Genomic DNA, 26,766 nt, shown 5'->3' with positions numbered 1-26,766 from the left:
TGCGCTCGTTATTTTTGATATACATTCAGAGAAAGGGGAAACAATGTTTTTATTTGAAGATGCACAATATGACCGTTTCTTTAATCCGCTATGCTGTAAAAATCGGAGACTTTATTATGAGTGTATTTTAAAGATCATCGAGACATCAAAGCAAGTATCACTACTTTATGAACAAGATGTCAGAGATAGCCTGATCCTTTATCTTCGAAACAGTAACATTTCTGTTGATCAGGAGGATGACATCTTCAATAACAATCGGACCGAAAGTGAGAACGCCAGTGCAATTTTAAAATATTTTCGGGATTGCAGCTGGATCTCTGAACCGGAAATTGGGCGAAATGGTGATAATATTGCGACTGTGACGCCCTATTGTCGAAAGTTGATCGATGCGATTGAACGCATTTTCAAACGCGAAACCCGCGGCGACTTAACCAATCACATCTTTTCAATTTATGACACTTTAAAATCAGCCTTAGAACGTGATCATGGTCGGACCATTCGACCTTATTCTAATATCCTATTACCGCTTCTTGATAGTGTTTCTGATTTGAAAAGCGAACTATTTAGCTTAAAAGACAGTATACGGACGATCATGCGAATCATCATCGATATTTCAGAGGTCAACAAATTTGGCCAATTTTTCATCAAAGACGAAATGCTGAATATCTTTTTCAAGGATTACTTTTTTATCAAAAGGGATGGCTTGATTCCTGGATACGTTGCTGAAATAGAAAAAATGCTGAGACAGGTTGTTAAAATAGACGTATATGACAAAATGATCAGTGAATATGAGAGTCTGAAAAATGTTGACTCGTATCAAGCTAAGGTGGTAATCGATAGCCAATTTGATGTCATCAGAGATTTTATTTATCATGACTATGCTCATGAAATGGATTATATCGATAAAAAAATCAATAATTATTACAACCTCTATTCAACGCGAATGCTAATGGTTTTAAGTAACAATACTAATATCCAAACCTACTTAAATGACCTGCTAATGCACCTTAAAGATATGGATAAAGAAAACAGACAAAGGGCACTTTCTCAAATATCTGAAGGATATCACCTTTTGTCTTACCAGTACATTGGGCATAAATCTATTGAGAGAAGACGCAAGCGCAATCCCAATATCAAACGTGGGGCAATTATTCCTTCTATTTTAACTGAGGAAGAAAAAATAAAAATGACTCAGGACGTTTTAGAAAACAAGGACCGATATAGCGTTGACAAAGTTGCCCATTACTTTAAGAATTTGCTTCAGGATCGGAATTGCCTTACCACCAGCGAAGTAAAAATTAAAAACAAGGATGATGTATTAATGATGGCATCCAGTATTATCTATTCAAATTCAAACGATTTCCCTTATAGCGTCCGTTTTTTGGATGGAATGATTGAAACCGATTTTGCTAGTATCAGCGATATTTGTGTAAAAAGGAAGACTGAAGAAAATGAGTGATATTAAACTTGAAATTTCAATAAAAGAAGATAATATCGATTTATTTAAACGGTGTGTTCGGAAACTCCTAGATTCGACGTTTATTGTCGGTGAAAAGGACGAACGACTTTATAAATTTATCGCTAGAGAATCGAACAGGAAGGATATTTCCGACTATTTAAGAATGGCCGGTTTTGATGTACTAGTTGATACAAATGTCAAAATTGCTATGCTTAAACCTTATGAAGCGGATCTTGAAGTAACGGGGCTTAAAAGAAGTAATGTTGTCACCTTTACAACAGAGCAGTACCATCTGCTATTAGTGCTCTGGTCTGTGTATTTGGAAAACCTTGGATATAACGAAGAAAATCTGGTTATGCGTGGCGATCTGATTGACAAAATTAAAGCTTATGCTGTTGATATTGATAAGCGCAAATTGTCGACAGCTCTGGCACTGTTTAAAAAATACAGTTTAATTAATTTCGATGAGAAGGATAAGACAGAAGAAGCCATTATTACTTTGTATCCGTCACTCCAATTTGGATGGGACATTGTCCAGTTTAAAGAGTTATCGGCACAATATTTAAATGATGTGCCGTCATACGAAGATAGCGAAGGTTTATGCGACGATCAGGATGAATACATAGTTGAAGAACAGATCGAAGATATGGAGGAAGAATGATTAAGTTAAAAGCCGTTCGTCTGATTAATTGGTATGGTTTTAACAACGTAACGATGCCAATTGGGGACTTTACATTAATTGCTGGCCAAAACGGAAACGGAAAATCTGTGTTACTGGATGCTATCAAATATGCATTATATGGGGATACGGTGTTTAACAAATCAACGGAAAATACCGGCAGCCGAACACTGCCTTCTTATACTAGAGGTTTTAAAGATGCTACATCAGGCACTTGCATCCGGCCTGCCGATCAATGGCCAACGATTATCACGCATGTTGTACTGGAAATGTTTGAAGAAGAAATGGAGAGAAGTTTCGTCCTTGGGACCGTTATTGAAACTAACCTTGCCAATAACACTAAAACAAACCGGTATATTATTGAAGATGTCAATCTCTGTGATTTAGAACACACCTATATCGAAAATAACGACCTTATGTCCTATAACGGTAAGGAGCTTCAGAAAAAGTATAGTCTCAAGTTACTTGATGCCACAGACGGAACCGTTAAGTTTACGCAGCGAACCGGTTTGCGTCTCAGTGAATCACAACTTAAACCATTTCGTAGGAAACTGCGCAGCATTATGTCCTATGATCCGAATTCCAAAATTGATCAGTTTATCAGGGAAAGTGTTCTTGAAGCAAAAATCGTGGATTTCTCTAAATTAATCGAAGCCAATAACAACATCGATTCATTGAAGATGACCTTTGAAAAAATCGATGATGAAATTAAGGAACTCGAAACTATTAGTGCCTTATATGAAAGTCTACAGAATATCAAAGACCGAATCTTTTCTGATGATGTTAAACTGGCGCATATCAAATCGCTTGAAACCCAAGCAGTCATAGATGAGGCAAAGCATCTAATTGAAGTAGCCAGCCAGCAGTTGGTGGTGGATGAAGACCGCCTTAAGCAAATTAACGCTGAAGACATCGATCTCAGAAATAAGCTTGAGAAGGTCAATGATAGTTTAAAGGAAATGGACTGTACTAAAGCAATTGACGCAGCTCAGGACCAGATCAGTCAGCTGGCCAATCAGAAAAACAGTTTATTGCATGAAAAAGATCGGTTAGCGACTTTCCAGCAAAAGTTGCTTGAATTGATTGAGTGGCTTAAAAACCGCAATATTGAGATCCCTAAACATGATGTTTTATTGTCACTCACATCCGATCAACATACTGCCGCTCAGAAGCAGGTTGCTGTTGATGCTTTTTTTAATGTGATCAACGATGAACGCGATGCCTTGATTATCATTATTGATGAATTAAAAAAACATATCGAGAAAAATAATCAGGAACAAAACAGGCAAAAACGGTTAATCGACGACTATAAAGCCAAAAAGACTGTTTTTTCAGACATTCCTGACTTCGTTGCTTTAAAATCGGAAATAAACAAAGTCTTTAAAAATAATGGCATTCAATCTGAAGCGAAATTTGCCTGTGAGTATGTCAAAACACTTATTAATGAAGATTGGCGAGATGCTATTGAGTCTTTTCTAGGCCAGAGACGATATACCATTCTTGTTGATCCAGAACATTACACTATTGCAGATGATGTTTTAAACCACACCAAAAACAAATACGCGCGTTTATTTAATACAAAGTTGCTGATGAATAAGCATATGCGAATACCCGAGGAAAACTCAGTCGTTCATTATCTGGAGATCATTAATCCAGTGGCCAAACGGTACTTTGACTATCAGCTGGGACGTATTCATGCAGTTGATATAAACGAAGTTCGAAATTTCGAAGACGCTCTTTCGAAGGAAGGCCGAGTATCTGCTTCAATGAGCAGTTACTTTCTTGACTTCAACCGAATCCGGTCTTACAGCTTAGGCCAGGAAACCATCGACTTAAACCGGGTACGAGCAGAAAAAAAGTTGCAATTGATCAGCCAGGAAATCAATGAATTGTTTGGAAGAAAACGCCAATACGAAAGTGCTAAAAGTTATTTGGAAACCGCATTGAAGTTTTTTGATAAATATAATTACGATGCTAACCAAAAATACGATGATATTTTAATACGCTATAATGCGGCTTATGAGGAACTTAAACGATTGAAAAATGCCCAGCAGCATAATCAGGAATATATTGCGTTAATACAACTACTTAAGCAGTATGAAGAAGAACGCCTGTCTAACAATAATTATCGTCAGGATATTTACAAGTCACAGGCAGAAATGAGAACGCAGTATGAAACGAATGTTGATAAAAAGAAAATAGCTGATAATGATTTTAAAGAGTGCATGAGTCAGATGGCAGTGTATCAGCAACATAATTATGAACTGTATGAAGCAGCTATTGCTAACTGTAATAAATGGATACTAAAAGGTAAAACTGGTGATGGTGGTCCATATGGAGATCGAAGTCGTAGAGATCGAGAACTAAGAGACGCGGACAAAGGGCTGCATGCTGCTCAGTATGCTTACAACTCAAAAAGACCGGCTGATAACCGACTGGAAATAGGTGAGGACCAGTATGCTGCTTATGAGGAAAGAAAGAATCAGATTTGGATTGATGACTATCAAGAGATCATTTCTAAGCTGGCGGTGCAGACGAAACGCTATGAAGAAATTTTTAAAAACGAATTTGTTCTGACTGTCTTAAAGTCCTGCGATAGCGCACAAGATGATTTGAAACTCATCAATACCGAACTTTCAAGACTAAGATTTACTTCGAAATATGAGTTTGAAGTAAAGTTTGTCAAAGATGGATCAGCATATGAAAAAATTCTTGAATACGCTAGGTTTCTAAAAGAGCGTGAAGCTCTAGGACTTACTACCAGCAATCAAACTACATTATACCTGCCCGAATCTGCAACCTATACGGACGAAATGGGTGCTGAGCTGGAAAAGGATATCCATAGCATTATTAACCAGATAATTGCCAGCAATGATAAGGAAGAAATAGAAAAATACGCAGATTATCGCAATTACATGACTTATGAGATTCTGATTACCAATGATGTTTTAACCAAAGCAAAATTGTCAAGACAGTCTGGCTATAACTCCGGTGCTGAAGTACAAATTCCATATTTGCTGATTTTATTATCGGCAATTCTCATGGTTTATAATAATAAGCTCAATTCAACGAGATTGGTGTTTATCGACGAGCCATTTGCGAAGATGGACGCTTCAAATGTCAAGATCATGCTTGATTTTATGAAATCACAAAAGCTCCAGATGGTATTTTGTGCTCCGGATAAAACGGAACTCATCGGGAATGAATGTAATGTCATTCTACCGGTATTAAAAACAAGTGCTGATTCAATTGAAATTGGTATTATTAAATTCAAGGATGTGGTTTATGAACAAGTGGGATGAAAAAATACTGAAGATATTGGTGGATAAATATCGGAATAGTAAAAAAGATAGTAACACCAATAAGGTCACTAAGAGAACTCAGGTTAAACCTGAAATGCTCTACAAAAAGTATTATGCAAACGACGGTGACTACGATATCATCTCAGCGATTAATGATGAAGTCGAAAACCTCTCTCAACTGGGATTTTTGACTTATGAACGTGAGAAATTCGGCACATCCATAATATCCATTTATCTGGTTGATGATCAAATCGATCAGGTTGAAGATTATTTGCATAAAGAGTTCTCTTTTATACCAAAACGTGTAAAGAAAGACGTACTACTTGCTACTATTGAGCAGTACCGGAATGCATCAGATATTTGCAGACATGAGTGTGATAGATTACAGAAGCAAATAACTGAAACAAATAAAATACCAGCCAACTATGAGCTGATTCCTAAAATATTGGGGGCCGTTGCATTTATCGAGAATAATCAGACTGACTTATATGTCCGTGAAGTTTCTATGAAGGTATATGGGAATTCAAAGTACTTTGAGGAAAACACGCTTAAGCCTGTCTGCCTGATGATTCGAAAATATAAAAATACGCCATGTGAATCTGATCAACAGATTGATGAAATCTTGGTTAAGTACTCTATAAGTAAAGAACCACTTAAATTCTGTATTAAAGGTAACTACCGACTGATCATTAATGAAAAAGAACTAGATTTAAGTCTTTTGCCAGAAGGGATTGAACTTAATACAGAAAGCCTTAATCGCATTGAAACAATCTGTATAGATGCCCCCAAATTTATGACGATTGAAAACAGAACTTCATATTTACGATATTCTGCAGATGATACCGTAGTTTTTTTCCTAGGCGGCTATGCAAACCGGCACCAGCGCGATTTTATAAAGAAGGTTCATGCTGATAATCCAGATTTGCAATTTTTGCACTTCGGGGATATTGATGCCGGTGGCTTTTGGATACATCATAACCTGTGTGACATCACTGGCGTTGATTTCAAACTGTTTTGTATGTCACAATTTGAATTGTCTCAGCCTCAATACAGCAGTTGTCTTCAGCAATTAACTGACACCGATGTTGTGAGATTACAAGAATTAAAGAATATGATCCTATATGCAGATACAATCCAGTATATGCTCCATCACAACGTAAAACTTGAACAGGAAATAATCAGTTTAGATCTGATGCAATCTGAATCTTAAAAGATTAGCTAGATTTGAAATACTCTAATATTAGATATGCAGAGATCAGGCAAATTTGTAACACGATGACGTAAGATTTTAATGATACCGACGTGCTTCAAACGAGAACCTATTATTTAAAGTATGTGACTTGATAAATAAAAACATCGTTAGGCGGATCCTATTCACTGCCGACAACTAAAATTGCTGCCAGTCATATGCTGGTGGCTTTTTTTAAATCAAATTCAGAAACCTCATTATAAGAAAATAGAATATAAAAGCAACCTATGACAAATTTGGGATACCTTAAGTGCTATACTAGAATTGTTAGATGAAGTTCTAATAATGATAGTTTTCCTATCAGCTTTCAAACACATTGGTGAAAGATAGCCGCAGCGATCCGAAAATCTTTTGTGTAGTATTTCAAATTTTAAGAAACAAGGAAGAAGAATGAGAAGTGCAGTAGTGTTTGGCTTAGAACCACAGGAAATGGAAAGTATAGTCAGGAATTTACCACAAGATACCGACCTATCCCTAGCGGATGTGTTTACAGATATCATTGCTTATCCAGGATTCGCATATATAATCAATCCATGGAAACTGGATAACAAAGACCTGGAAATTTTGTTTGATTTTTATATTGATGTGGGTGAGAATACCGCGGAGACGATTATTTTTATCAAAGATGTCAGCATTCCAAAAGAGTTGAGTAAAGAGCTGTTCTTAGCATATTCTGATTTTTCAGTTCTGGAACAAAAGTTACCTATTCTGTTGAAAACCAGTTATGAAAGATATTGTTCCAAAGTGATTGAAATTTATTGATCAGCAGATTTAAAAGAAAGACGGTAAGGTGGAAAAATGAAAAATAATGTTGACAAATCAGCGATATTTTTTTTGGTAATCAGTTTATTCATGCTTTTAGTAAATGGGTATAGTTTTTGGTGGCTTTTGGTAGCGATTATCAATACGATCCTCATCTGCCTGTCGCAAAAACAAAAAGAAAAAAGCGATGAGCAGGCCGGTGAAATGGATCAAAATATACAAAATGAGAAAGATAACCTCATATAGTCCTTATAATAAAATTAGCAGTAAATAGAAAAAGAGAAAGGTGTTGATTGTTATGGGGGATACAAAGTTAAAACTATTAAAAATATTAGATATTCTCAAAGAAACGGATGAAAATCATCCACTGACATCAAATCAAATTTGTGAAAAGCTGAAATTGGCAGGGCTTGAAGCAAGTCGCAAAGCAGTGTGCAGTGATATCAATATTTTAAAAGAATATTATAATAATGAGAGTGATGAAGGTTATGAAATCATGTTGTCGGAGGATAACCGAAAAGGTTATTATATGAATAGTCGTAGTTTTGAGGACTGGGAGCTAAAAGTGTTGATCGATGCTGTCTGGCAGGCAAAATTTTTAACTGAACTAAAATCAAAGTCCTTAAGTGATCGGTTAAGAATGCTTGCCAGTGCTGAAAGCAAAAAGGTGCTACAGACTGTGATATCAGTGAAATCTCATGTCAAAAGTAGTAAAGTAACTGTAGCGGAACATATTGATATGCTGATGATTGCAATTCGAAAAGGGCGTAAGGTAAAATTTCAATATGAATATACGGATACAAATCTGGAGCGGCACAGCAGATATGATGGAAAAGAATATTTGATTAATCCCTATGCGCTCAAATGGAAAGGGGATTGTTATTATCTGATCTGCAATTATGATAAGTATAACAACTTAGCCCATTATCGGCTGGATCGGATTGCAAATCTTTGTATCACCGATATGCCTGTCAAACCTGCAAAAGAGGTGGTTGGTGATAATCCTTCTTTGAAAATTGAAGAGTATATATCTAAAAGTATGTACAATTATGGTGGCGAGAAAATCCGACTGGTGCTGAATGTGAAAGCCTATATGGTTGACGTACTGATTGACAATTTTGGTGAAGACCTCGTGTTTAAACAGATTGGAACGGAAGATAATTATGAGGTTCACGTCAGTGTTAATGAAGAAGATGGTTTATATTTTTGGCTTTTGCAGCATGGTTCGAATTTAAAAGTTGTTTCGCCGGAGCGCGTGCGGGATAAACTGTTAGTATATGTGCAAGATATTAAAGAACTTTATGAAAATGTCTGATTAAAAAATAGAGCCTGAATATTTTATTGCTTTTGAAGAGAAGAATATAAATAATATTTAATGATGGAAGAGGTAGAAAAGTGAGTATTACATTTTATGGTGAACGGGGACTCGTGAACAGTATATTATTGGATATGGATTCAGACTTAGAGAAGCAAAAGAAATTTTTAAAAGCGATTGTATTTGAAGATGGACAGGAAAAAAATTGGATTGAGAATGTTACAGAATTTCATTATATTGTTGAACCTTCATTTGCACAATTTGGAGATCCAGATCTGATTATTATTGCGGAAGAAAAAGAAAAAAAACATGTGCTATTTGTCGAAGCCAAAGTACACAGCTACGAAGATGATTCAATAGCGTTAAACGAAAATCTTTTACCGAGTTCTTATAAAGGAATCGCCAGCAAATTAAATATCCAGTTGGCGCTAAGATATCGTTTTAATAAAAACTATCATTGTAAACTAAAAGAAAATGGCTATTTAAGTGAAAAAATAAAATATTTTGAGGAAGATGCTATTAATGCAAAGGATAGATACCATGACAATGCGAGAGCATTAAAGAAAACTAAAGTTGTTGAACTTTGTACAGACAATTTCGGTAAAGATCCAGAGTTTTTATTTATTGCGCTAACGAATGACAAAATAGATTTTAAGCCTTTTACTGTTCCAACACTTTTGCCTGCGATAGGGAAAGATAACTGGAAGCAAGATAAAAATCAATTTGGTCTTGTATCTTATGAAATGCTGGAACAAAATAATGTGATCGACAGAAGTAAAGGTTATTTTGAACTGGCTGCACGGTATTTTCTTGGTTTACCTGCTAATACGGGAGCAAATCCGAATGATCGCCCCATATCAACTACAGATATGAAAAACTGGGATCAAAAATTATATGATGAATTAGAGAGATATTATAACAAACCACATACTGATATCAAAATTGAAAAATTAAAGGGCTCTTATAGCATTAAAGATGCAGATGGTCGGACTTTGGTAAAATTGTACGTAGAAAACGATCGAATTCAAATTGCCTTCAGAAATGATAATGTTGATAACAAGTTAGCAGATGGTAAAGAAAGAGTAAAAGTGGGTTCTGGAAGAAGTTACAAATCATTTATCGTTGTTTATCCGAATATTGATCAGATAACTGATGAAATTGAGAATGAAATTAGAAATTTTTGTAAATTATGAATTTTTTGATTGATCGACATTATTAGCTAAAAAATATAAAAAGACAACGAAGATAAAGGAGACAAAAGATGAAACAAATTACTTTTTCAGTAAAATCAATATCAGATGTTTTACAAAATGGAAGTCTTAAAATTCCAGAGTATCAGCGCCCTTATAAATGGGAACGCAGGCATATTCGTAATCTTTTTTATGACATACGAGAAGCGTTTGAAAATAAAGTGAGTGAGTATCGAATCGGATCGATCATTTTGCACAATAAAGATGATCAAAACATAGACATTGTGGATGGTCAGCAACGTTTGATTTCTATTTCATTATTTTTATATTATGTTGCACAAGATAATTTGCCTGAAGGTGCTGCTAACTTATTGAAAGGCAAATATGTAGGCATCTCACAGCGAAACGCAAAAGAAAATTATGATGAATGGTGTTTTCTTTGTGGCTTAATTTCTAAAGACGATTTAGATAGCATCAGAAACTATATGCTGAACAAATGTAAAGTATCGGTAATAGAAATGCCATCAGAATGTCTGGCAGAAGCCTTCCAGCTTTTTGATTCGCAAAATAACCGTGGCAAGGCGTTAGAACCTCACGATTTATTGAAAGCATATCATTTAAGAGCAATTGATAAGCCGTCCGAAAGCACGGTAGAAAAGTGGGAAAAATTCGTTGATGATAGTGAACTTAATCTCCGCGATTTATTTGACAAGCACTTATTTAGAATAAGACGTTGGATTAACGGCGATACGGGTTTGTACAAAAAAAAGCATGGCAGCGAGTTGAAATTTACGGAGCGTTTCATCGATGATTTCAAGGGTGTAAATCTTCAAAAGAATGAGAAATACCCATATTTGCAGTTGTATGAAGAATTACTTAACAACAATATCGATTTTCCCAGTTCTATTAACATGCCTATCATTAACGGGAATACATTTTTTGATTTTATTGAATTCGCCTATGAGCTTTTCAAAAATAATTTTTATGAAGGCAATATAGTAGACGGAATTATTACCGAGGAAATTAAAAATTCCAAGGAAATCAAAGGTATAGTGAACAGCAAGAAAAGTATTTATTCACGAAATATCAATCTGTATACAAACTTACTAGCAACATTTATTGATCGTTTTGGAAAGGAAAAACTTGACCAGGAAGTCTGTGAAAAGGTATTTGTTTGGGCGTTTTATCCAAGAACTGCGGCAAAAGCGATTTACGACACAACACTTGCAAATTATGCAGCAGGTGGAACATTTCAGCGGAGAAAATGTCAAAAGTTATTTCAGGAATTAGCGGTTTCAGCTACACCGCGTGAATTTGTTGCCCGAATAGATACTGATTTGCTGGGAAATCTAACGTCCGCAGATATTATCAATAAACTTAATGGGGAGGTAGAATGATGAACAATCCATTGACTATATTCGAATTGCTGAACAAGAATACCTATTCCATTCCACTGTACCAGCGAAATTTTGCGTGGACTGATGTGGAAATAACTCAATTAATAATCGATTTGCTTGATTCGATCAAAGATAATCGTTCTGAGTATTTCATTGGGACACTCGTCGTAAGTAAAAAAGGAAATGATTATTCGATCATAGATGGGCAGCAGCGCTTTACGACAATACTGCTTATAGCTCTGGCCATTCAAAATGAATCATCCTTCACAAAGCGCGTTAATAAAATGAACTTATGCTTTGAAGCGCGAAAACGTTCGAATGAAACATTGAAGAGCTTATTTATAAATGACATGGATACTGGAATTACTGACAACGAATTAAGACGTGGTTATGATGAAACGGTGAGTGCTCTGAAAGAGCATATCGGGTCGAGTGATTATCCAGATATTAAAACAGAAGATTTTTATGGATACCTCTTAGATCAGGTGAAAATTTTTATTAGCGAAATGCCCAAAGATCTGGATGTTAATCTGTATTTTGAACGATTTAACTCGCGCGGTGAGCAATTAGAATACCACGAAATTATAAAAGCCGAGCTTATGCAGCGTCTTGTAGCCGATGATGTCGATTATACCGAAGTTCAAAAATTTGCGAAAATTTGGGATGCCTGTTCTCAATTCGATACCCCCTGTATAAAGTTTTTTAAGAAAAAGACAAAAGGATCAGATGCTGATGAAGAGCGGGAAAAAGTATTTAATTGCGAGTGGAGCGAATATGAGCCAGGAAAAAATTCTTGGCAGTATGGATATAGCTTAAAAGACATTTATTCCAAGATTGTCGTTAATAAAGAAAGCAAAAAGTCATTAATTGAGGCCATTAAAGAAACCGTTGATAATAGTGCAGATATTGATGCTGAAGAGAATGAAGATTCCAGTAAATATCGTTGCATCATTAATTTTAATACCTTTCTGTATTATGCTTTGTATTTGACTGATAACGTAGATGCTGGTTCAATTCAGCTGGATGATAAAAAGCTGGTATCGGCTTTTAAAGTATCATCAAGGGATAGTCAATGGATATTAAATTTTGGGGAAAACCTGCTGAAAGCAAAATTCATTTTTGACAATTTGATTATCCGAAACTCGCTAGAAACTACAAATCGCCGTAAAGAGGGAGAATGGTTTCTACAAAAGGCATACCGTCAAGACAAGAATGAAAAAGCGAGGGGACATTTATATGTTCAAACGCGGTATGATAAAAACGCTTTCGCAGAAAATAATGACGAAATCCTGATGCTGCAGTCGATGTTTGCCGTAACATTTACGGCCTATAAAGACACGAAATGGCTGTATACAATACTAAAATATTTATTTGAAAATGCAGAGAAACCAAATGAAGATGATTTTGGTAAGGATTTTTACGATTTTTTGGAGGAGCTATCAAAGAGATCAGCGATTGAGAGAATCTGCAATAACAGAGGGCTTGACGTTCAGAGATTAAGATACGAAAATTATGTACCTGTATATGCTTTTAACTTAACTGACTATGTGTTGTGGAAAAACCGAGTCAAGTTAGGGTCAGATTATAATAAAGTTACGTTTAATGATTTCCGTTTTACATACAGACGTTCAATTGAGCATTGGTATCCGCAAAACCCAAACGAGTCAGAAAAAAAATCTAAATTACCTGATGATTTGCTGCATTGCTTTGGGAATCTGTGCTTAATAGTTGCTAGTCAGAATTCAGCATTTGGCAATCTGTATCCATTGGCAAAACTGGCAAACTGGCGAAATATTTTTAGTACGCAAAGCCTCAAATTGCAAATGATGGCAGAAAAAACTGAGTTATGGAATGGATGGGATGAAACGAAGCGAACGGCAATTTTTGAAATGGAAAAAAGTATAGAAAAACTAATTGAAGAATATATCTATGGTTGTTAGTTTGTAACTAAGAATAAAATGTTGAATATTTTTCCAATAACAGTAAACTGATAAAACGGTTTACTGTTATTTTTTTGCCCAAAACATCTTGCTGGCTTGAAATCGAATGCATTAAAGTGTAGAATCAGTTTATATTAATTATACGAAATTGATTATGAGTAAGGATGTGACTTTTTTGGCAAAATATACTGATGACGAGATCAGAAATTTTAGAAAATAACCTGAAAAATTGCGGGAGATTATCCGGGAATTTCTGCCATGGCAGTGAGCAATAGAAATAATTTATTGCAACGATATAATTAAAAGCGTATAATTTGAGTTAAAGTGTATTATATTGGATCACCATAGATACAATAATCGGAAATGAAAGAGGACAAGAAATGAAAAAGAAGGTTCTGAGCAGACTTGTTGTATTTCTCTTAATGGTTGTAATGACAGGCTTGCTGCCAATAACCGCTTTTGCTGAAAACGGTAACAACGAAAGCGTGCTAACACAAGCAACACCCGGTTGTAGTTACCAAACCCACGTTCAAAATGTTGGATGGCAAGGCTTTAAAAGCAACGGTGATATGAGTGGGACATCTGGACGAAGCCTTCGCTTAGAAGGGATAGAGATCAAACTTGATAACCAAGGATATGATCTAGGCGTTTCTTATCAAACGCATATTCAGAATATTGGCTGGGAAGCTAATACGAATCGAGGTTGGAAAAGTAACGGCACCATGAGTGGGACGGAAGGTTTGTCCTATCGCTTGGAAGCGATTCAAATAAAACTAATCGGGGCTGATGCAGCTAAGTTTGACATCTATTATCAAGTTCATGCTGAAAATTTCGGTTGGCTTGGATGGGCTAAAAATGGCGAAAGTTCTGGAACCGCCGGTTATGGATATCGTTTAGAAGGGATTAGAATTCAAGTTGTCCCAGCTGGACAAGGAGCGCCTACTGTAACGACAGCTTTACCATTCTATGATAAAAACGCACCAGTTGAGCCGGAAAATCCAACTGGCGATTTAAAAGTCAGCTATATTGATGTGGGCCAAACAGATAGTATTTTGATCCAGCAAGGTGATCATGCCATGCTCATTGATGCGGCAAACAACGATGATGCCGATGCTGTAAAGAATTATATTTCAAATCAAGGCGTCAGCGTTTTGGACTATGTGATCTGCACGCATCCCCATGAAGACCATATTGGCGGGATGGATTATATCGTTAATTCATTTAATATTGGCAAAATATATCTGCCTGAAGCAACAGCAACAACAAAAACCTATCAAGATTTATTAACGGCTGTCGCTAATAAAGGGATGCAGTTTAATTCTCCAACCCCAGGAAAAAGTTTTATGTTGGGTGATGCAACCTGCACGATTTTAGGTCCAATCAACTGGGATCAGGCTGAATTAAACACGTCATCAATTGTTTTAAAGGTCGATTATGTTAACAATAGTTTTCTATTTACGGGTGATGCTGAAGCTGTGAATGAACAAGATATGATTAATGCGGGGTATGATCTTAACGTAGATGTCTTGAAAGTTGGGCATCATGGCAGCACTTCCTCCACCACTCAATCATTCTTGGATGCAACAAGTCCTTCATATGCAATCATCAGTGTTGGTGCAGGTAATACCTATGGGCATCCAGCAGCAAGTACGATTACCCTATTGCAAAATGACGGTATAAAAATATTCCGGACAGATTTAAACGGAACGATTGTAGCCAACAGTGATGGAAGTAATATTACATTTAATACCACTCCAACCAATTCTACACCGGTAGAACCAACAGATTATACAGTTTACAAAACAACATCGGGTACAAAATACCATAAAGACCGATGCAGCTATTTAAGTAGTAGCAAAATCCCGTAATTAAAATCAGTGGCGTTAAGCCAGGGATTGACTCCCTGCAGTAAATGCAATCCATAAAAAGAAAAGAGAAACGAATCATGAAAGTAATTATTGATCGATTTGAAGGCGACTATGCTGTCTGCGAAAAAGAGGATCGGAAAATGATTGATATTCAAAAAGCAAAAATACCAGTTGACGCAAAAGAAGGCGATGTGCTTGAGATAGATAATGATCAGATCACAATTGATGTTGCTGCGACAAAAAAAAGAAAACTAGAGTTAGAAAATCTGGCTAAAAACTTATGGAAATAAATGTAGGTCAACCTGGTGAGACTAGATCCTAGTGCATTTTTAAAAAAAGGTAGATAATGAAGCTATGAATATTTTGATCCATAGGTAGTAAACCGAAGAAATAGCGAGGCCTAGTTTTCGCATTTTTGCATATTATGTCATTCGTATTTTAAAATGCATAAAATTTTCTGCAATAATTTTAATAAGTGAAGAGAGGTTTGTCATGGGAAAGTGGGTAATTATATGCAACCCAAATGAATATGATGTTGTTGGAACATTCAATGTTCTTGAAAATATCAATTGGAAGCAGAGTACTGATATCCAAAAAGGAGATCTCGTATATATCTATGTTACAAAACCATACGGTGAAATCAAATTCGAAACAAAAGTTATTGAAGTGAATTTAAAAGAAGCAGTGATTGATGATTCTAAATATGTAATAGACGGTTCGAATTTTGAGAATTATGGTAGATATATGGAGTTGCAATTACTAAAGAAATTCGATGATGGTTTACTTAGTTACGACTCATTAAAACGGTTTGGTTTAAAGGCCGTGCAAGGTCCAAGCAGGGTTTCAGCGGAGTTAGAAGAGTTTATTCTGGAACGAACGAGCCAGTTAAAACAAATAAATGATCGCCGTTATTTTTTTGTTTTTCAAAATAAAAGTTATGATGAAGAATATTCTGGAGGGTATTTGTGGGCACCTCAACTCGGCGAAAATGGTAAGCGGAATTCACATTGGGATGAAATGAAAAATGTTAAAAAGGGCGATTTGATAATACATAGTTTTTTCAAAAAAATAGTAGCTATTAGTGTTGCTAAAAGAGATGTTTTTGAATCTGAAAGACCTTTAGAACTGCCAGATCAATGGAATAACAAAGGATGGCGGGTTGATACTGAATATTTTACGATTAAAAATCCAATTATTACTTCGGACCATATGAATGAATTAATGAAATTACAACCTACAAAGAATGCCCCATTTAACCGGATAGGCAGAGGTAATACAGGATATTTATTTTCATCAAATAAAGAAATGTCTGAATATATTATAAATGAAACTGTTGCTGTTCAGAAAACCGATAATGAGAAAAAAGCATTATTGGATTTATTGAAAAATAAAGAGAATAAAACTATCGAAAGCAAGTTAGATAATGAACTTATTGATGAGATTGACGAAGTGCTTTCTTCATTACCAACTCAAGAAGTCAATTATAAACCTGAACCGAAAAAAAGATCTGAAGCAATCATTAACGGTGGAAACAAAACCTATCCAAGGGATAAAAAAATTGCTGCGAATGCACTAAATAGGGCAAAGCATAATTGTGAAATTGAAGAAACCCATCCAAGCTTTATTAGGAGAAGTTCTAAAACAAAATACGCCGAACCGCATCATATAATTCCGATGGCTAATCAAGGCTCATTTGACAACTCTTTAGATGTTGAAGCGAATATTATTTCTCTCTGCAGTAATTGCCATAACCAAATCCATTACGGCAATGAGGCAGCGGAATTAATTGAAACTCTGTATAAAAAACGTAGAGAAGAATTAGCGCAAGCGGGAATACCTATTTGTTTGGAGGAGCTGTTAAAACTATATTAATAATCAGATCATTGCTTTTTGATTCAAAGTTAATTGTTAATGTGGAACAACATGAGTTTTTGGGAAAGAAAAAATAATTCATAACACAAATGATATGAATTCCCTTTTGGGCTAAATTAATCTACTTTGTCATTCCAACACAAATCAAACATTTACATTACAAAAGTGAGATAAAGTAACTAAGCCGTTTCTTTACATTTTTTATGTAATTAAGGAGGAAATGGGATGTTAACAATAGAAGAATATATCGGTAAAATGAAAAGGGCTAATAAGATCGACGAATTTGATTATTCAAAACAATCTGAGAATATGACCGCTGTTATGAAGTATGTGATGTCCTATTTTAATGAATACTTAACCATGGAAACATGTGATGCTGAAGAAATAAAATTAAAACAAACTGTAGATAAGTTAGAAAAAGAAATTTCTAACAAATATCCTGAGAGTAAAGATTTTATTCTGGATTTTTATTTGAAACACAAGTTCAGAATATATAGAGCGGTTGATAACTGGCTTAGTGAGTTACCTTGTTTAGATTTTTACTTTTCAGATCAAGATTTTTCTTCTTTGGCAGATTCATTTTGTACAAGCTATAAGCTTAAAGATGTTGATTTGAGTCAATATAACAAAGACATTGCAAGGCTCATGGCTGAAATAAAAAAATATATCACTGAACCACCTAGTGTATCTGAGATGATTCGTCTTGATAATAATCTTGTATCATGGGTTCGTGAGACATATCGTCAATACGGAGTTAATCTATATACATTTGCATCAAATTTAGCTTATTCATACTACGAGCGATATGTTAAATATGAGCGAAATGAATGGACGGATAGGCACTATCGTATTAACAACTATAATCACAGATATAATGACAACCCATTTGATATTGAACGAATCTATGATGAAAATAAATTTAGACCTTTTCTGGAAAATAAACGTGGTGAGCTTGAAATGTTGGTTATGCATGAGTGGCTATTTAACGAAGTATATGATGATGATTACTGGCCTGAATACGTAAATCTTTGTGTCGCTCGAGGCAGAGTGAGTATTGTAAAAAATGTAAATGCCCTCCTGCCTGTGTCGAGTAATAATCTAAATTATCCAGAGGATATCGTATGTTCAACCGAACACATTATAACAACAGACGGCATTTTGAAAAATCCCCCAAAAGAAGAATACATTTTGAGAGTAAATTCTACGCAGGAAAATTCCACTGTGTGGCAAAACATCAAGGAAATGACTACGCTTATTGAAAAAATTGATACTTCAATTATAAACTATGGACCGCCAAAAATTCTCGAGTTTACGTCACCATTAAAAACAGCATCATTTGATGAAGAAATTTTCTTTTCATGTTGCTCGTTACTTGAAAAGAAAATGAAGAAGTATTCACATGTGAAAATTGCAATTGTTAACGGCTCAGGAAACCAGAGAACAAAGCCAGTAAGTTATATCAGCACAATAGAGGATATCATAAAATTAAAAGACCAATTGCGTCAAAGGAAAATTCGGTTGCAGTTTTCTATTGATTTTCCACTTTTATTTGCAAGCAAAAGGGATACTAACTATAATCAAAGTGAGATATTCGGGGCATTGATAGAATACAAGAACTCCATTGTGTGTCTGAATATTACAAATGTTACATCAAAAACCCGTAATTGGCCAAAATCTAAAACGATGAGTGATGGGACTGATGTGTTTTATTTAAATAAGTATAGGTATCCTATATTTGATGACTTTTACTCAATGCTCAGCGTAACGTTTAATGATAATCAACGACGATACTTGATACCTAAGAATATAGCTAACGATGATGAACTGGAAGTACTAGTAGACAATCTCCTACGGAGTGGTTTTGGGTTTTGTTCTGGAGGAAATAGTAATGAATGAAACTCTGGAAATAAAGAAGCTGCGAACAACGCTGTATGAGGAGGTTTGGACTGAGCCAATGACAGCCGTTGCAAAGAAATATGATATGTCCGATAGTGGTTTAAGAAAAAGATGCAAGGCATTAAACATTCCATTGCCTCCAAGTGGTTACTGGGCAAAGGTTAAAGCGGGAAAACCTGTTTCTGAAAGACCACCACTTCCACCCTATGTTGAAATAATTTTGAGAAATGGTCAGAATAATACTGATGATGCAGGTGAAATTCACTTAAAGGACAAAAAAATATCGATTGAACTTTTAGATCTAGAGGTTTTGTCAATTGAAGAGTTAGAAATGATGCATGGATTTGATTTATTTACCCCAGGTTCACTCGAAATTTTTTCTGATTGGTGTAAAAAGATAGTTGTTCCAGGCAGGATCAATACCTATGATGATCTAATCTCTAAACACAAATTAGAACTTGAATATCGTGATATGCGGGATAAAGAATATCCCTTTCGAGATGATTATACCATGATCCAGAAATCAAATATGAAAATAAAAAATCGAAACAATGAACCGGTGCTGCCGATTGAAGTTTCCAACAAGCTGCAAAGTCGTTCGTATAGAATCATTGATACGATAATAAAATCATTTCGAATTCTAAAAGCAAATTTCACAGTAGATCAATCGGTTAGAGAAGATAACATTAGCTTAACTCTTTTAAAAACTAAAGTTACTTTTGATATGCGTGAGGGTAAAATAAAGCGTCGACACTTGATCGACCAAACAGAAATTCATGATTTGAGGCCATCATATGAAGCGGTATTCGATGGCAATCTTACATTTGATTTGAAATTATTTGGCACAGAATATGGATATAATACACAAAAAAATCGGGAGCGGTTTTTTTCATACATGGATTCTGAAGAAAATCCTTTAGAAAAACAGATTTCGACTATCATTCTTGAGGTTTATGAAGAATGCTGCAACAATGAAATTCTTTACCAACTAGATCGTAAGAAAGAATCAGTAAAGTATGATCAGCTACAAAAAGAACTACAAGATGAAGAAAAAGCCAAGAACCTTGCGAAGCAAGAAAAAATAAGACAGGCGAGAAAAGAAGCTTTAGTTAAGAGCATTGAAGAACATGCAGATAATTGGTTTAAACATGAGAAGCTGCTTAAATATGCTGATGATCTTGAAATTCAGTTGGAAATGATTGAAGATAGTGAGACTATTCAATTAATAGAAAAATATATTCAGTTAGTAAGAGTGACTGCTGATAAATTAAATCCATTGAGTCATATCATTCACGAAATGAATGCAATTAAAAAATAGAATATCAGAAAACTACTTGACCACTTCAATTAGAGTAAAAAGGAGTAAACATGGCACTTTACAGGCTTAACTATGAAAAAGATGATTTGTCTGATGGCGTATTAGAAAAGGCAGATCGACAAGATATTGATTATGAGAGAGATTTTGAAAATTGGTTAGAAAATAGTCCGCATATCCTTTTAGATAATGAAGAGGATCTCAATATAATTTGGATTGGCAGACAAGTAACTGCTGTGTATGAAGATCGATATAAGTATCCGGATTTAATAGGTATTGATGCTGAAGGAAATGTGGTAATTGTAGAACTGAAGAAAGGAAAAGCGCCAAGAGAAGTAATTGCACAGATTTTGGAGTATGCAGCGTGGGCAGAGCAACTGACGTATGAACAATTAAACATTATAACAATGAAATACTTCGAGAGAAAGAATGAATATTTAGGAATGGAATTATCAGAGATTCACCAGAAAATATTTTATCCTGATGTCGATGAAAGCATTTCAATTACGTTCAATAATCGGCTGCGATTATTTATTGTTGCTGAAGAAATATCAAATACAATCAAAGATATTATATTTTATCTAAATAAATTTGGTATTGATATGAGTTTCTTAAAGTATGATGTCTTTAGCAATGAATCAGGCGAGTATTACGTAAGCACAGAAATCGAAGAAGCTAAATCTTCAATGGTAAAATCAACTAAAAATAGCTCAAGCAACAGCGTACGTTGGAATGGTGACGAACCTATTAAGACCGTAGTTAAGAATGCAGTTGATACAATTCTTTCAAAAAGTAGTGATGGTCAATTCACTATGAAAGAAGTTATTGACTCAATAATTATAAAGTATCCGGACTTTAATAAAAGTTCAATTAGATGTCAATTGTATTCAGATTGTGTTAACCATAATTCGAGGAAATACTATAAGAGTGGGCAAATGGATTACTATTTTCAAATCCAAGGAACAACTTATAGATTATATGAAAAAAATAAGGATGGCAACTGGAATTCAGAAGGTCAGCAGATTAATTAGTTTAGCCAAGCAGTAAATTTTGTTCAAGTTTTAATGTAAGGTATAGATGTTAATAGAATACCGATTTTTTAATCAAGATATGGGATATTAAAAAGGAAAACTTCAAATGAAAATCAAAGAATTTATAGGTATAACAATTTTGTTTAATTAGAATGAGTATAAAAAAATGTCGAAGATGTTTTATTGAAGGGGGGAATAGTATGTTTGTCACTTTTGACGGACCAAATGGATCTGGTAAATCAACAATCATTAATGAACTTGCCAAATATTTGGTCTCTAAAAAAAAGGAGATCTATATCACAAAAGAGCCATCAGAGACTGAAATTGGAAAGTTCATACGAGAATCTGAAGAAAATTATTCATCATATATACTAGCTAATTTGGTTGCTGCAGATAGGCATAATCATATAAAAACAGAGATTTTACCATACATTAAAAAGGGAGGCATTATTTTATGTGACAGATATATCGCTTCTTCTTTAATATTACAGGTTTTAGATGGTTTGAGTATGAATGAAGTCATGAAGATAAATACTGGGATTTTAAAGCCAGATTTATCAGTAATTGTCTATGCGGACGAAAAAACAATCAATGAAAGGCTATCTGATAGACCAACTTTGACTAGATTCGAAAGAGATTTTAGTAGTAAAAGGGAAATCGAATTATCATTTAAAGCGGGTAATTATTTAGAGGAACTCGGTTACAAAATAGAATATATAAATACAGAAGAGCCCATAGCAAAGATTATAGAGAAGCTAGGGGATATCATCTTAAAGACGTATTCGTTGAATGATTGGGAGAGTACAAAATGAAAGTAGTATTGATTAATTCGCCAATTTATAACCGTTTAGAGTCAGAGGTAGCGGGTAATGAGTATTTACCACCGTTTGGACTCGGTTATTTGGCGACAAAAATTCAACAAAAAAATTGGGATGTAATAATTCTTGATTCAATACAATTAGGTCTTAATGTTTCTCAAGTGATTCAAGAGCTTTATAATATTAAGCCTGATATCATTTGTATTAACATTTTCTCAGTTAATATTCCAGTTGTTAAAAATATTTTGGAATCATATAAATTAAATGCAAAATTAATTGTTGGTGGACAGTGTTCGAAATTTATTTATAAAGATATAATTAAATGGCATACTGATAATGATTTAATTGTGATAATTGGGGAAGGTGATTTGATCATTTGTGATGTCATTGAAGATATAGTTTCTGAGGATCCTTTGTTTCAAAGTGAGACTCGTATAGTATACCAGGTAGATAATGCATCAAAATATTTCCCATCAAATATTAATATTTTACCTTTAAATAGAGAATTACTTAACGAATATTTTGTGGTAAACTATTATGGTTTGAAAGAAAAATCAATAATAACATCACGAGGTTGCATTTATAATTGTGCTTTTTGTGGAGCGGCAAAAAGTCTGAATGAAAAAAGCAAAATCAGATTAAAAGAAAAGGCTGTAATAGCTAATGAAATCAGCGATCTAATTACAGAAGACCCAACAGTTCAATGTATAAGAGTATTAGATGACTTGTTTTTAAGAAGTCCCAATTCGATACGAGATGCTACGGAAATATTCAGCATGTTTAATTTATCATGGAGAGCTATGGCACATATAAAGACATTTGAGAATGCCTCAGAAGAGTTACTCATTCAAATGAAAAAGAGTGGCTGCATTGAATTATTTATAGGAATTGAATCAGGCTCTGATAAAATCAGGAAAATGATTAATAAATTAGGAACTATAGATGAGATAAAGTATACTTCAGAGAAAATTTTAAAATGTGGAATTGATATCAAAGGATATTTTATCTTTGGCTTTCCATTAGAATCTCAGTGTGATATGGAAATGAGCCTTGAAGTTGCTACTTCTATATACAGAAATTCATTAAATTTGGATGGAAATTTTAGGACAAGTGTTTTTCAGTTTAGACCCTATCACGGAACAGCATTATTTAATAAATTTGTTGAACCTCAATTTGAATTGAACTATCAAGAAAACCAGAGGCTTTCTACGTTGCTTGATAGAGGCAATTTTAATATCCAAACTAAAAACTATAGTGAATGTGATGATAATGTATTATATGAATTTATTTATAAAACTAGTAAGCTAGGAGGACAATATGATTAAGGAAATAATGAATTGCCAAAAGTGTAACATGTGTAATAATCAAAGACCGTTATTAGATAAAGTTGAGGAGTGCGATGTTATGTGGGTCGGCCTTTCTGCTAAAAAAGTTGATAACATCATGGATGAAATCCCTTTATCAACATCTACTAGATCTGGAAAACTTATTAGTGAAATGGAAGCAGAGGTATGTGGGTGTAAGTTCTACAAAACTAATGTAGTTAAGTGTCTACCATTAAGCAATAATGGCAAACTAAGATACCCGACTAAAAAAGAAATGGATCTTTGCATTGTAAACCTTAAGAGAGAAATCGAGCTCCTGAATCCCAAAATTATTATTTTATTAGGCAATAATGTAATCCAATCAGTTGAAAAAAGTTTAAAAGTAACATTTGATAAATTCAATGACTATGAATATAAGCTTTATAGGCATGGCGATTACAGCTTTTTACCAATTCATCATCCATCTTATATAAGCATATACAAAAGAAAGAATAAAGAGATATACATTGATGCTGTTAAAGAGCTTATTATTTCGACGATTTGATATTGTGATAAGCCAGTGTACAATTCTTTTCATGTGAAATTGTAAGCAGTAAAATAAAAAATACAAATAATATGAAAGTACAATCAAAAGTAGAAAATCTGTTATACTATAATAAATATACAATGCTGTTTTAATATGGAGGTAAAAGTGTCATTTCAAAAGCAACAAATCCAGACAGATATAATTGATAATGTAATAAGTATTCAAAAAGCAACTTTAGATAATAATAATTTCACGAAGATACTTGAATATTTAAATGTATTTCTCGACATACACCAATCTATTGATTCGGAGGATAGAGAACTCATAAAACTGTGGAATGATATTGTTGCTGATATTATTGGAGTGATCCACACGGGAATTTCAGGGTTTTATAGATTGGCTATGATATCCCTGCGCAGTATTTTAGAAATGGCTTGCAGTTCTTTTTATTATTATGATCATAGAATTGAATATTTCATGTTTTTAGAACATGATTCAATTGCTGACAAGTATGTTACTTCATTAGTAAATGATTATCAATTCTTTAAAACAAACTATATTCAGTATTTTGCTGACGATATTGGAGAAATTGAAAAACAAAAGAATGCAGTATCTGAAAAATTAGTTTTAATTTATAAAAATCAATGTGATGTTGTTCATGGCAGATATAAAAAGCTTTTAAATTCTGAAGCGCTTAATATTGAATATAATGAAATATCGTTTAAAAAATTTGAAAAAATGTTTATAGAGACAATGAGTATCATAGCACTTATGTATGTATTGAGATTTAACGTACGTGATAATATAACACTACTGGAATTAGCTGAATTTACAAAGGTGGTTAAGTTTAATGGCAAATAATTCTAATTCATTAGGAAACTATATTGTAGATAGAACAGAAAGTTTAAATGACACTTCAATTCAAGATTATTTTATTGGAACGCAACATTCTCATATTGAAAGACTTTTAGATTCCGAACAATATATCTTAGAAGGATCACGTGGAATTGGCAAAACAATGCTTATGCGAAGTGCTGAAATAAATGCTTCAGAAAATTTCGGCAAGGATAGTATATTAGCTGTTTGGGTAAATTTTGAAGAATCGTTAAGGATTGCACGAATAAAAATAGTTGATGGCTCAATTGACCCATTTTTACAATGGACAATGGGTAAGATTTTACAAGAAGTTTTAAAAAAATGTATAAGTTTAAGGCCAACTTGTGCAGATCAGCTAAGTAGCAGACTAGCGAATATATTTAATAAACCTACAAATCATAAAATGGAAGATTCTTTTAGAAACTACGTAAATCTTCTTGACGAATATATAAAAGTTTTGGAACGTGGTGATATTGAGGATAGTGCAAAACTGAATGAACAGTCGCCATCAGTGAAGCTAGCTGAAATATTGGACAATCCAGTTAGTTTCAAAGAGTTTTTATTACAATTAAAAGAAGATTTTGAGTTAGAAAGAATTGTTCTACTCTTTGATGAAGCGGCACATGTTTTTTCTCATGATCAACAAGAAAAGTTTTTTACGCTTTTTAAAAGTCTCCGTAATCCGAATATTGCCTGCAAAGCTGCTGTTTATCCAGGCATTACAAATTACGGAAGATACTTTGAGAAAGGGCAAGATGCTAAAGAGTTACGAATTGATTGGAATGCTAAAGACATAAATGATATTAACTATATCAAGAGTATTCTACAAAAACGGATTGTGGCCTTTGACAACTCATATTGGTCGAAATTATGTAAAAATGATGAAGTGATACAAACAATATGCATTTGTAGTAACGGAAATCCTAGATTTGCATTTCATATTATTGATGAGTTAGACAATTCGAAAGTATTTACAAAGAGCAATATTATATATCAAGATGTTATAAAAGCAATTAGACAAGTGTTTGAAAATAAGTGGAAAGATTTTACATCCTTACAAAGCAGATTGAAAAAATATGAGTCATATATCAGAGAGTCTGAGATTTTTGTTAAGCAAGTAATTATAACAAATCTTAGAAAGTGGAATGAAAATAGAAGGAAACAGTCAAAAAAATTATCCATTGGGTTCTTTATCGAGACAAACGCTTATGATTCTATACCGCAAATTTTTGATATATTAGCATATCACAATATAATAACGATTGATTATAGCAAAAAGAGTATTGGTCACAATAATTATGGATTTTTAATAAGTCTTAACCCAAGCATCCTTTTTTCAAATAGAATCATTATTGGCGTTGAAGAAATGGATCAAGTTTCAATTGCAATTGAGAATAATCAGGCATATTATTCAACGACTCCTGAGATATCAGACCTACAAAAAAGAGTTGCACTTGAAAAAGAGTGTAATTGTTCAAATGAGAAATGTGATTTTTCAACAAATGAGGAATATAATTTTTGCCCTAAGTGTGGTAGTAAGATGAAACAAGAAGATGAAGATGTTGAATCTTTATATAATGTTTTAAGATCTCATGATATAGATAGCTTAAGATTAAGTGTGGCCATAAAAGAGAGATTAAAGAAGAAATTTTCAAATATAGGTGAGATTTATGATGCGGAAATTGACGAAATTAGGATGAACTATATACAAGATGTAAGAATAGTTCAAGTAAAAAATTCAGTTATTGAATATATGACTGGATGATTTAGAAGAATTATTTAACCTTGTTGATTGGTTTGATATAGCATACATTTTAGCGTAATGATACAATTTAGCGTAATTCAATAAACGCTAAATTGTATTATTTTTTGCATCCTTAGACATTGTTGAATTATGATGTACACAAGAGGTTGGACACAGAAACCTAAAAATAAGTTATAATAAT

The 26,766-nt window shown here is 34.0% G+C and carries 21 protein-coding genes; all 21 read left to right on the top strand.

The features are described 5' to 3' along the window. The first annotated feature begins 43 nt into the window (after window positions 1-43). Window positions 44-1,459: a Wadjet anti-phage system protein JetA family protein gene (locus Q7P33_RS16925; RefSeq protein WP_303871914.1), complete on the top strand. Its 1,416-nt coding sequence runs from the start codon at window positions 44-46 to the stop codon at window positions 1,457-1,459. Continuing rightward, window positions 1,452-2,120: a DUF4194 domain-containing protein gene (locus tag Q7P33_RS16920; protein ID WP_303871913.1), complete on the top strand. Its 669-nt coding sequence runs from the start codon at window positions 1,452-1,454 to the stop codon at window positions 2,118-2,120. Before Q7P33_RS16925 ends, Q7P33_RS16920 begins: the two co-directional genes overlap by 8 nt. Continuing rightward, complete coding sequence (locus Q7P33_RS16915; protein WP_303871912.1) at window positions 2,117-5,440, top strand: SbcC/MukB-like Walker B domain-containing protein; 3,324 nt, start codon at window positions 2,117-2,119, stop codon at window positions 5,438-5,440. Before Q7P33_RS16920 ends, Q7P33_RS16915 begins: the two co-directional genes overlap by 4 nt. Continuing rightward, window positions 5,424-6,650 (top strand): Wadjet anti-phage system protein JetD domain-containing protein, encoded by a 1,227-nt coding sequence (locus Q7P33_RS16910; protein WP_303871911.1) that lies wholly within the window; start codon window positions 5,424-5,426, stop codon window positions 6,648-6,650. The genes Q7P33_RS16915 and Q7P33_RS16910 overlap by 17 nt, the downstream gene beginning before the upstream one ends. A 429-nt stretch (window positions 6,651-7,079) precedes the next feature. Further along, on the top strand, window positions 7,080-7,451 hold the full coding sequence (locus Q7P33_RS16905) for a hypothetical protein (RefSeq protein ID WP_303871910.1): 372 nt from the start codon (window positions 7,080-7,082) through the stop codon (window positions 7,449-7,451). A gap of 36 nt (window positions 7,452-7,487) precedes the next feature. Then, complete coding sequence (locus tag Q7P33_RS16900; RefSeq protein WP_303871909.1) at window positions 7,488-7,697, top strand: hypothetical protein; 210 nt, start codon at window positions 7,488-7,490, stop codon at window positions 7,695-7,697. Between the two features lie 52 nt (window positions 7,698-7,749). After that, window positions 7,750-8,766, top strand: coding sequence for a YafY family protein (locus tag Q7P33_RS16895; protein WP_303871908.1), 1,017 nt, complete (start codon window positions 7,750-7,752; stop codon window positions 8,764-8,766). 80 nt (window positions 8,767-8,846) lie between these two features. Beyond that, the gene (locus tag Q7P33_RS16890) at window positions 8,847-9,959 is read left to right on the top strand and encodes a hypothetical protein (RefSeq protein ID WP_303871907.1); all 1,113 of its coding nucleotides are present in this window, start codon (window positions 8,847-8,849) and stop codon (window positions 9,957-9,959) included. Window positions 9,960-10,027: 68 nt separating this feature from the next. Beyond that, a complete protein-coding gene (locus tag Q7P33_RS16885) occupies window positions 10,028-11,353 on the top strand; it encodes a DUF262 domain-containing protein (protein WP_303871906.1) in 1,326 nt (441 codons plus the stop codon). Next, window positions 11,350-13,293: a DUF262 domain-containing protein gene (locus tag Q7P33_RS16880; protein ID WP_303871905.1), complete on the top strand. Its 1,944-nt coding sequence runs from the start codon at window positions 11,350-11,352 to the stop codon at window positions 13,291-13,293. Before Q7P33_RS16885 ends, Q7P33_RS16880 begins: the two co-directional genes overlap by 4 nt. A gap of 380 nt (window positions 13,294-13,673) precedes the next feature. After that, a complete protein-coding gene (locus tag Q7P33_RS16875) occupies window positions 13,674-15,161 on the top strand; it encodes an MBL fold metallo-hydrolase (RefSeq protein WP_303871904.1) in 1,488 nt (495 codons plus the stop codon). A gap of 77 nt (window positions 15,162-15,238) precedes the next feature. Then, the gene (locus tag Q7P33_RS16870) at window positions 15,239-15,451 is read left to right on the top strand and encodes a DUF3006 domain-containing protein (RefSeq protein ID WP_303871903.1); all 213 of its coding nucleotides are present in this window, start codon (window positions 15,239-15,241) and stop codon (window positions 15,449-15,451) included. A gap of 202 nt (window positions 15,452-15,653) precedes the next feature. Next, the gene (locus tag Q7P33_RS16865; protein WP_303871902.1) at window positions 15,654-17,033 is read left to right on the top strand and encodes an HNH endonuclease; all 1,380 of its coding nucleotides are present in this window, start codon (window positions 15,654-15,656) and stop codon (window positions 17,031-17,033) included. 225 nt (window positions 17,034-17,258) lie between these two features. Continuing rightward, window positions 17,259-18,929 (top strand): hypothetical protein, encoded by a 1,671-nt coding sequence (locus Q7P33_RS16860; protein WP_303871901.1) that lies wholly within the window; start codon window positions 17,259-17,261, stop codon window positions 18,927-18,929. Then, window positions 18,922-20,247 carry a hypothetical protein gene (locus tag Q7P33_RS16855; protein WP_303871900.1) on the top strand — a complete coding sequence of 442 codons (1,326 nt, stop codon included), beginning with the start codon at window positions 18,922-18,924 and terminating at the stop codon, window positions 20,245-20,247. Before Q7P33_RS16860 ends, Q7P33_RS16855 begins: the two co-directional genes overlap by 8 nt. 50 nt (window positions 20,248-20,297) lie before the next feature. Next, window positions 20,298-21,275, top strand: a complete 978-nt coding sequence (locus Q7P33_RS16850) for a hypothetical protein (RefSeq protein WP_303871899.1) — start codon at window positions 20,298-20,300, stop codon at window positions 21,273-21,275. Window positions 21,276-21,475: 200 nt separating this feature from the next. Then, window positions 21,476-22,087, top strand: a complete 612-nt coding sequence (tmk, locus tag Q7P33_RS16845; protein ID WP_303871898.1) for a dTMP kinase — start codon at window positions 21,476-21,478, stop codon at window positions 22,085-22,087. After that, entirely contained in the window at window positions 22,084-23,418 is a 1,335-nt protein-coding gene (locus tag Q7P33_RS16840) for a radical SAM protein (protein ID WP_303871897.1), read from the top strand. Before tmk ends, Q7P33_RS16840 begins: the two co-directional genes overlap by 4 nt. After that, on the top strand, window positions 23,411-23,962 hold the full coding sequence (locus Q7P33_RS16835) for a uracil-DNA glycosylase family protein (protein WP_303871896.1): 552 nt from the start codon (window positions 23,411-23,413) through the stop codon (window positions 23,960-23,962). Before Q7P33_RS16840 ends, Q7P33_RS16835 begins: the two co-directional genes overlap by 8 nt. 147 nt (window positions 23,963-24,109) lie before the next feature. Next, window positions 24,110-24,805 carry a hypothetical protein gene (locus Q7P33_RS16830; RefSeq protein WP_303871895.1) on the top strand — a complete coding sequence of 232 codons (696 nt, stop codon included), beginning with the start codon at window positions 24,110-24,112 and terminating at the stop codon, window positions 24,803-24,805. Then, window positions 24,795-26,585: a hypothetical protein gene (locus Q7P33_RS16825; protein ID WP_303871894.1), complete on the top strand. Its 1,791-nt coding sequence runs from the start codon at window positions 24,795-24,797 to the stop codon at window positions 26,583-26,585. The genes Q7P33_RS16830 and Q7P33_RS16825 overlap by 11 nt, the downstream gene beginning before the upstream one ends. The last annotated feature ends 181 nt before the right edge of the window (window positions 26,586-26,766 follow it).

Origin of the sequence: Acetobacterium wieringae (assembly GCF_026646375.1) — a bacterium.
Lineage (GTDB): Bacteria > Bacillota > Clostridia > Eubacteriales > Eubacteriaceae > Acetobacterium > Acetobacterium wieringae_A.
This window is presented reverse-complemented; position numbering and strand designations above follow the sequence as displayed.

Coding starts and splice junctions, on each gene's coding strand:
- Q7P33_RS16925 (WP_303871914.1), top strand. CDS start 44: ATGTTTTTATTTGAAGATGCACAATATGACCGTTTCTTTAATCCGCTA.
- Q7P33_RS16920 (WP_303871913.1), top strand. CDS start 1,452: ATGAGTGATATTAAACTTGAAATTTCAATAAAAGAAGATAATATCGAT.
- Q7P33_RS16915 (WP_303871912.1), top strand. CDS start 2,117: ATGATTAAGTTAAAAGCCGTTCGTCTGATTAATTGGTATGGTTTTAAC.
- Q7P33_RS16910 (WP_303871911.1), top strand. CDS start 5,424: ATGAACAAGTGGGATGAAAAAATACTGAAGATATTGGTGGATAAATAT.
- Q7P33_RS16905 (WP_303871910.1), top strand. CDS start 7,080: ATGAGAAGTGCAGTAGTGTTTGGCTTAGAACCACAGGAAATGGAAAGT.
- Q7P33_RS16900 (WP_303871909.1), top strand. CDS start 7,488: ATGAAAAATAATGTTGACAAATCAGCGATATTTTTTTTGGTAATCAGT.
- Q7P33_RS16895 (WP_303871908.1), top strand. CDS start 7,750: ATGGGGGATACAAAGTTAAAACTATTAAAAATATTAGATATTCTCAAA.
- Q7P33_RS16885 (WP_303871906.1), top strand. CDS start 10,028: ATGAAACAAATTACTTTTTCAGTAAAATCAATATCAGATGTTTTACAA.
- Q7P33_RS16880 (WP_303871905.1), top strand. CDS start 11,350: ATGATGAACAATCCATTGACTATATTCGAATTGCTGAACAAGAATACC.
- Q7P33_RS16875 (WP_303871904.1), top strand. CDS start 13,674: ATGAAAAAGAAGGTTCTGAGCAGACTTGTTGTATTTCTCTTAATGGTT.
- Q7P33_RS16870 (WP_303871903.1), top strand. CDS start 15,239: ATGAAAGTAATTATTGATCGATTTGAAGGCGACTATGCTGTCTGCGAA.
- Q7P33_RS16865 (WP_303871902.1), top strand. CDS start 15,654: ATGGGAAAGTGGGTAATTATATGCAACCCAAATGAATATGATGTTGTT.
- Q7P33_RS16860 (WP_303871901.1), top strand. CDS start 17,259: ATGTTAACAATAGAAGAATATATCGGTAAAATGAAAAGGGCTAATAAG.
- Q7P33_RS16855 (WP_303871900.1), top strand. CDS start 18,922: ATGAATGAAACTCTGGAAATAAAGAAGCTGCGAACAACGCTGTATGAG.
- Q7P33_RS16850 (WP_303871899.1), top strand. CDS start 20,298: ATGGCACTTTACAGGCTTAACTATGAAAAAGATGATTTGTCTGATGGC.
- tmk (WP_303871898.1), top strand. CDS start 21,476: ATGTTTGTCACTTTTGACGGACCAAATGGATCTGGTAAATCAACAATC.
- Q7P33_RS16840 (WP_303871897.1), top strand. CDS start 22,084: ATGAAAGTAGTATTGATTAATTCGCCAATTTATAACCGTTTAGAGTCA.
- Q7P33_RS16835 (WP_303871896.1), top strand. CDS start 23,411: ATGATTAAGGAAATAATGAATTGCCAAAAGTGTAACATGTGTAATAAT.
- Q7P33_RS16825 (WP_303871894.1), top strand. CDS start 24,795: ATGGCAAATAATTCTAATTCATTAGGAAACTATATTGTAGATAGAACA.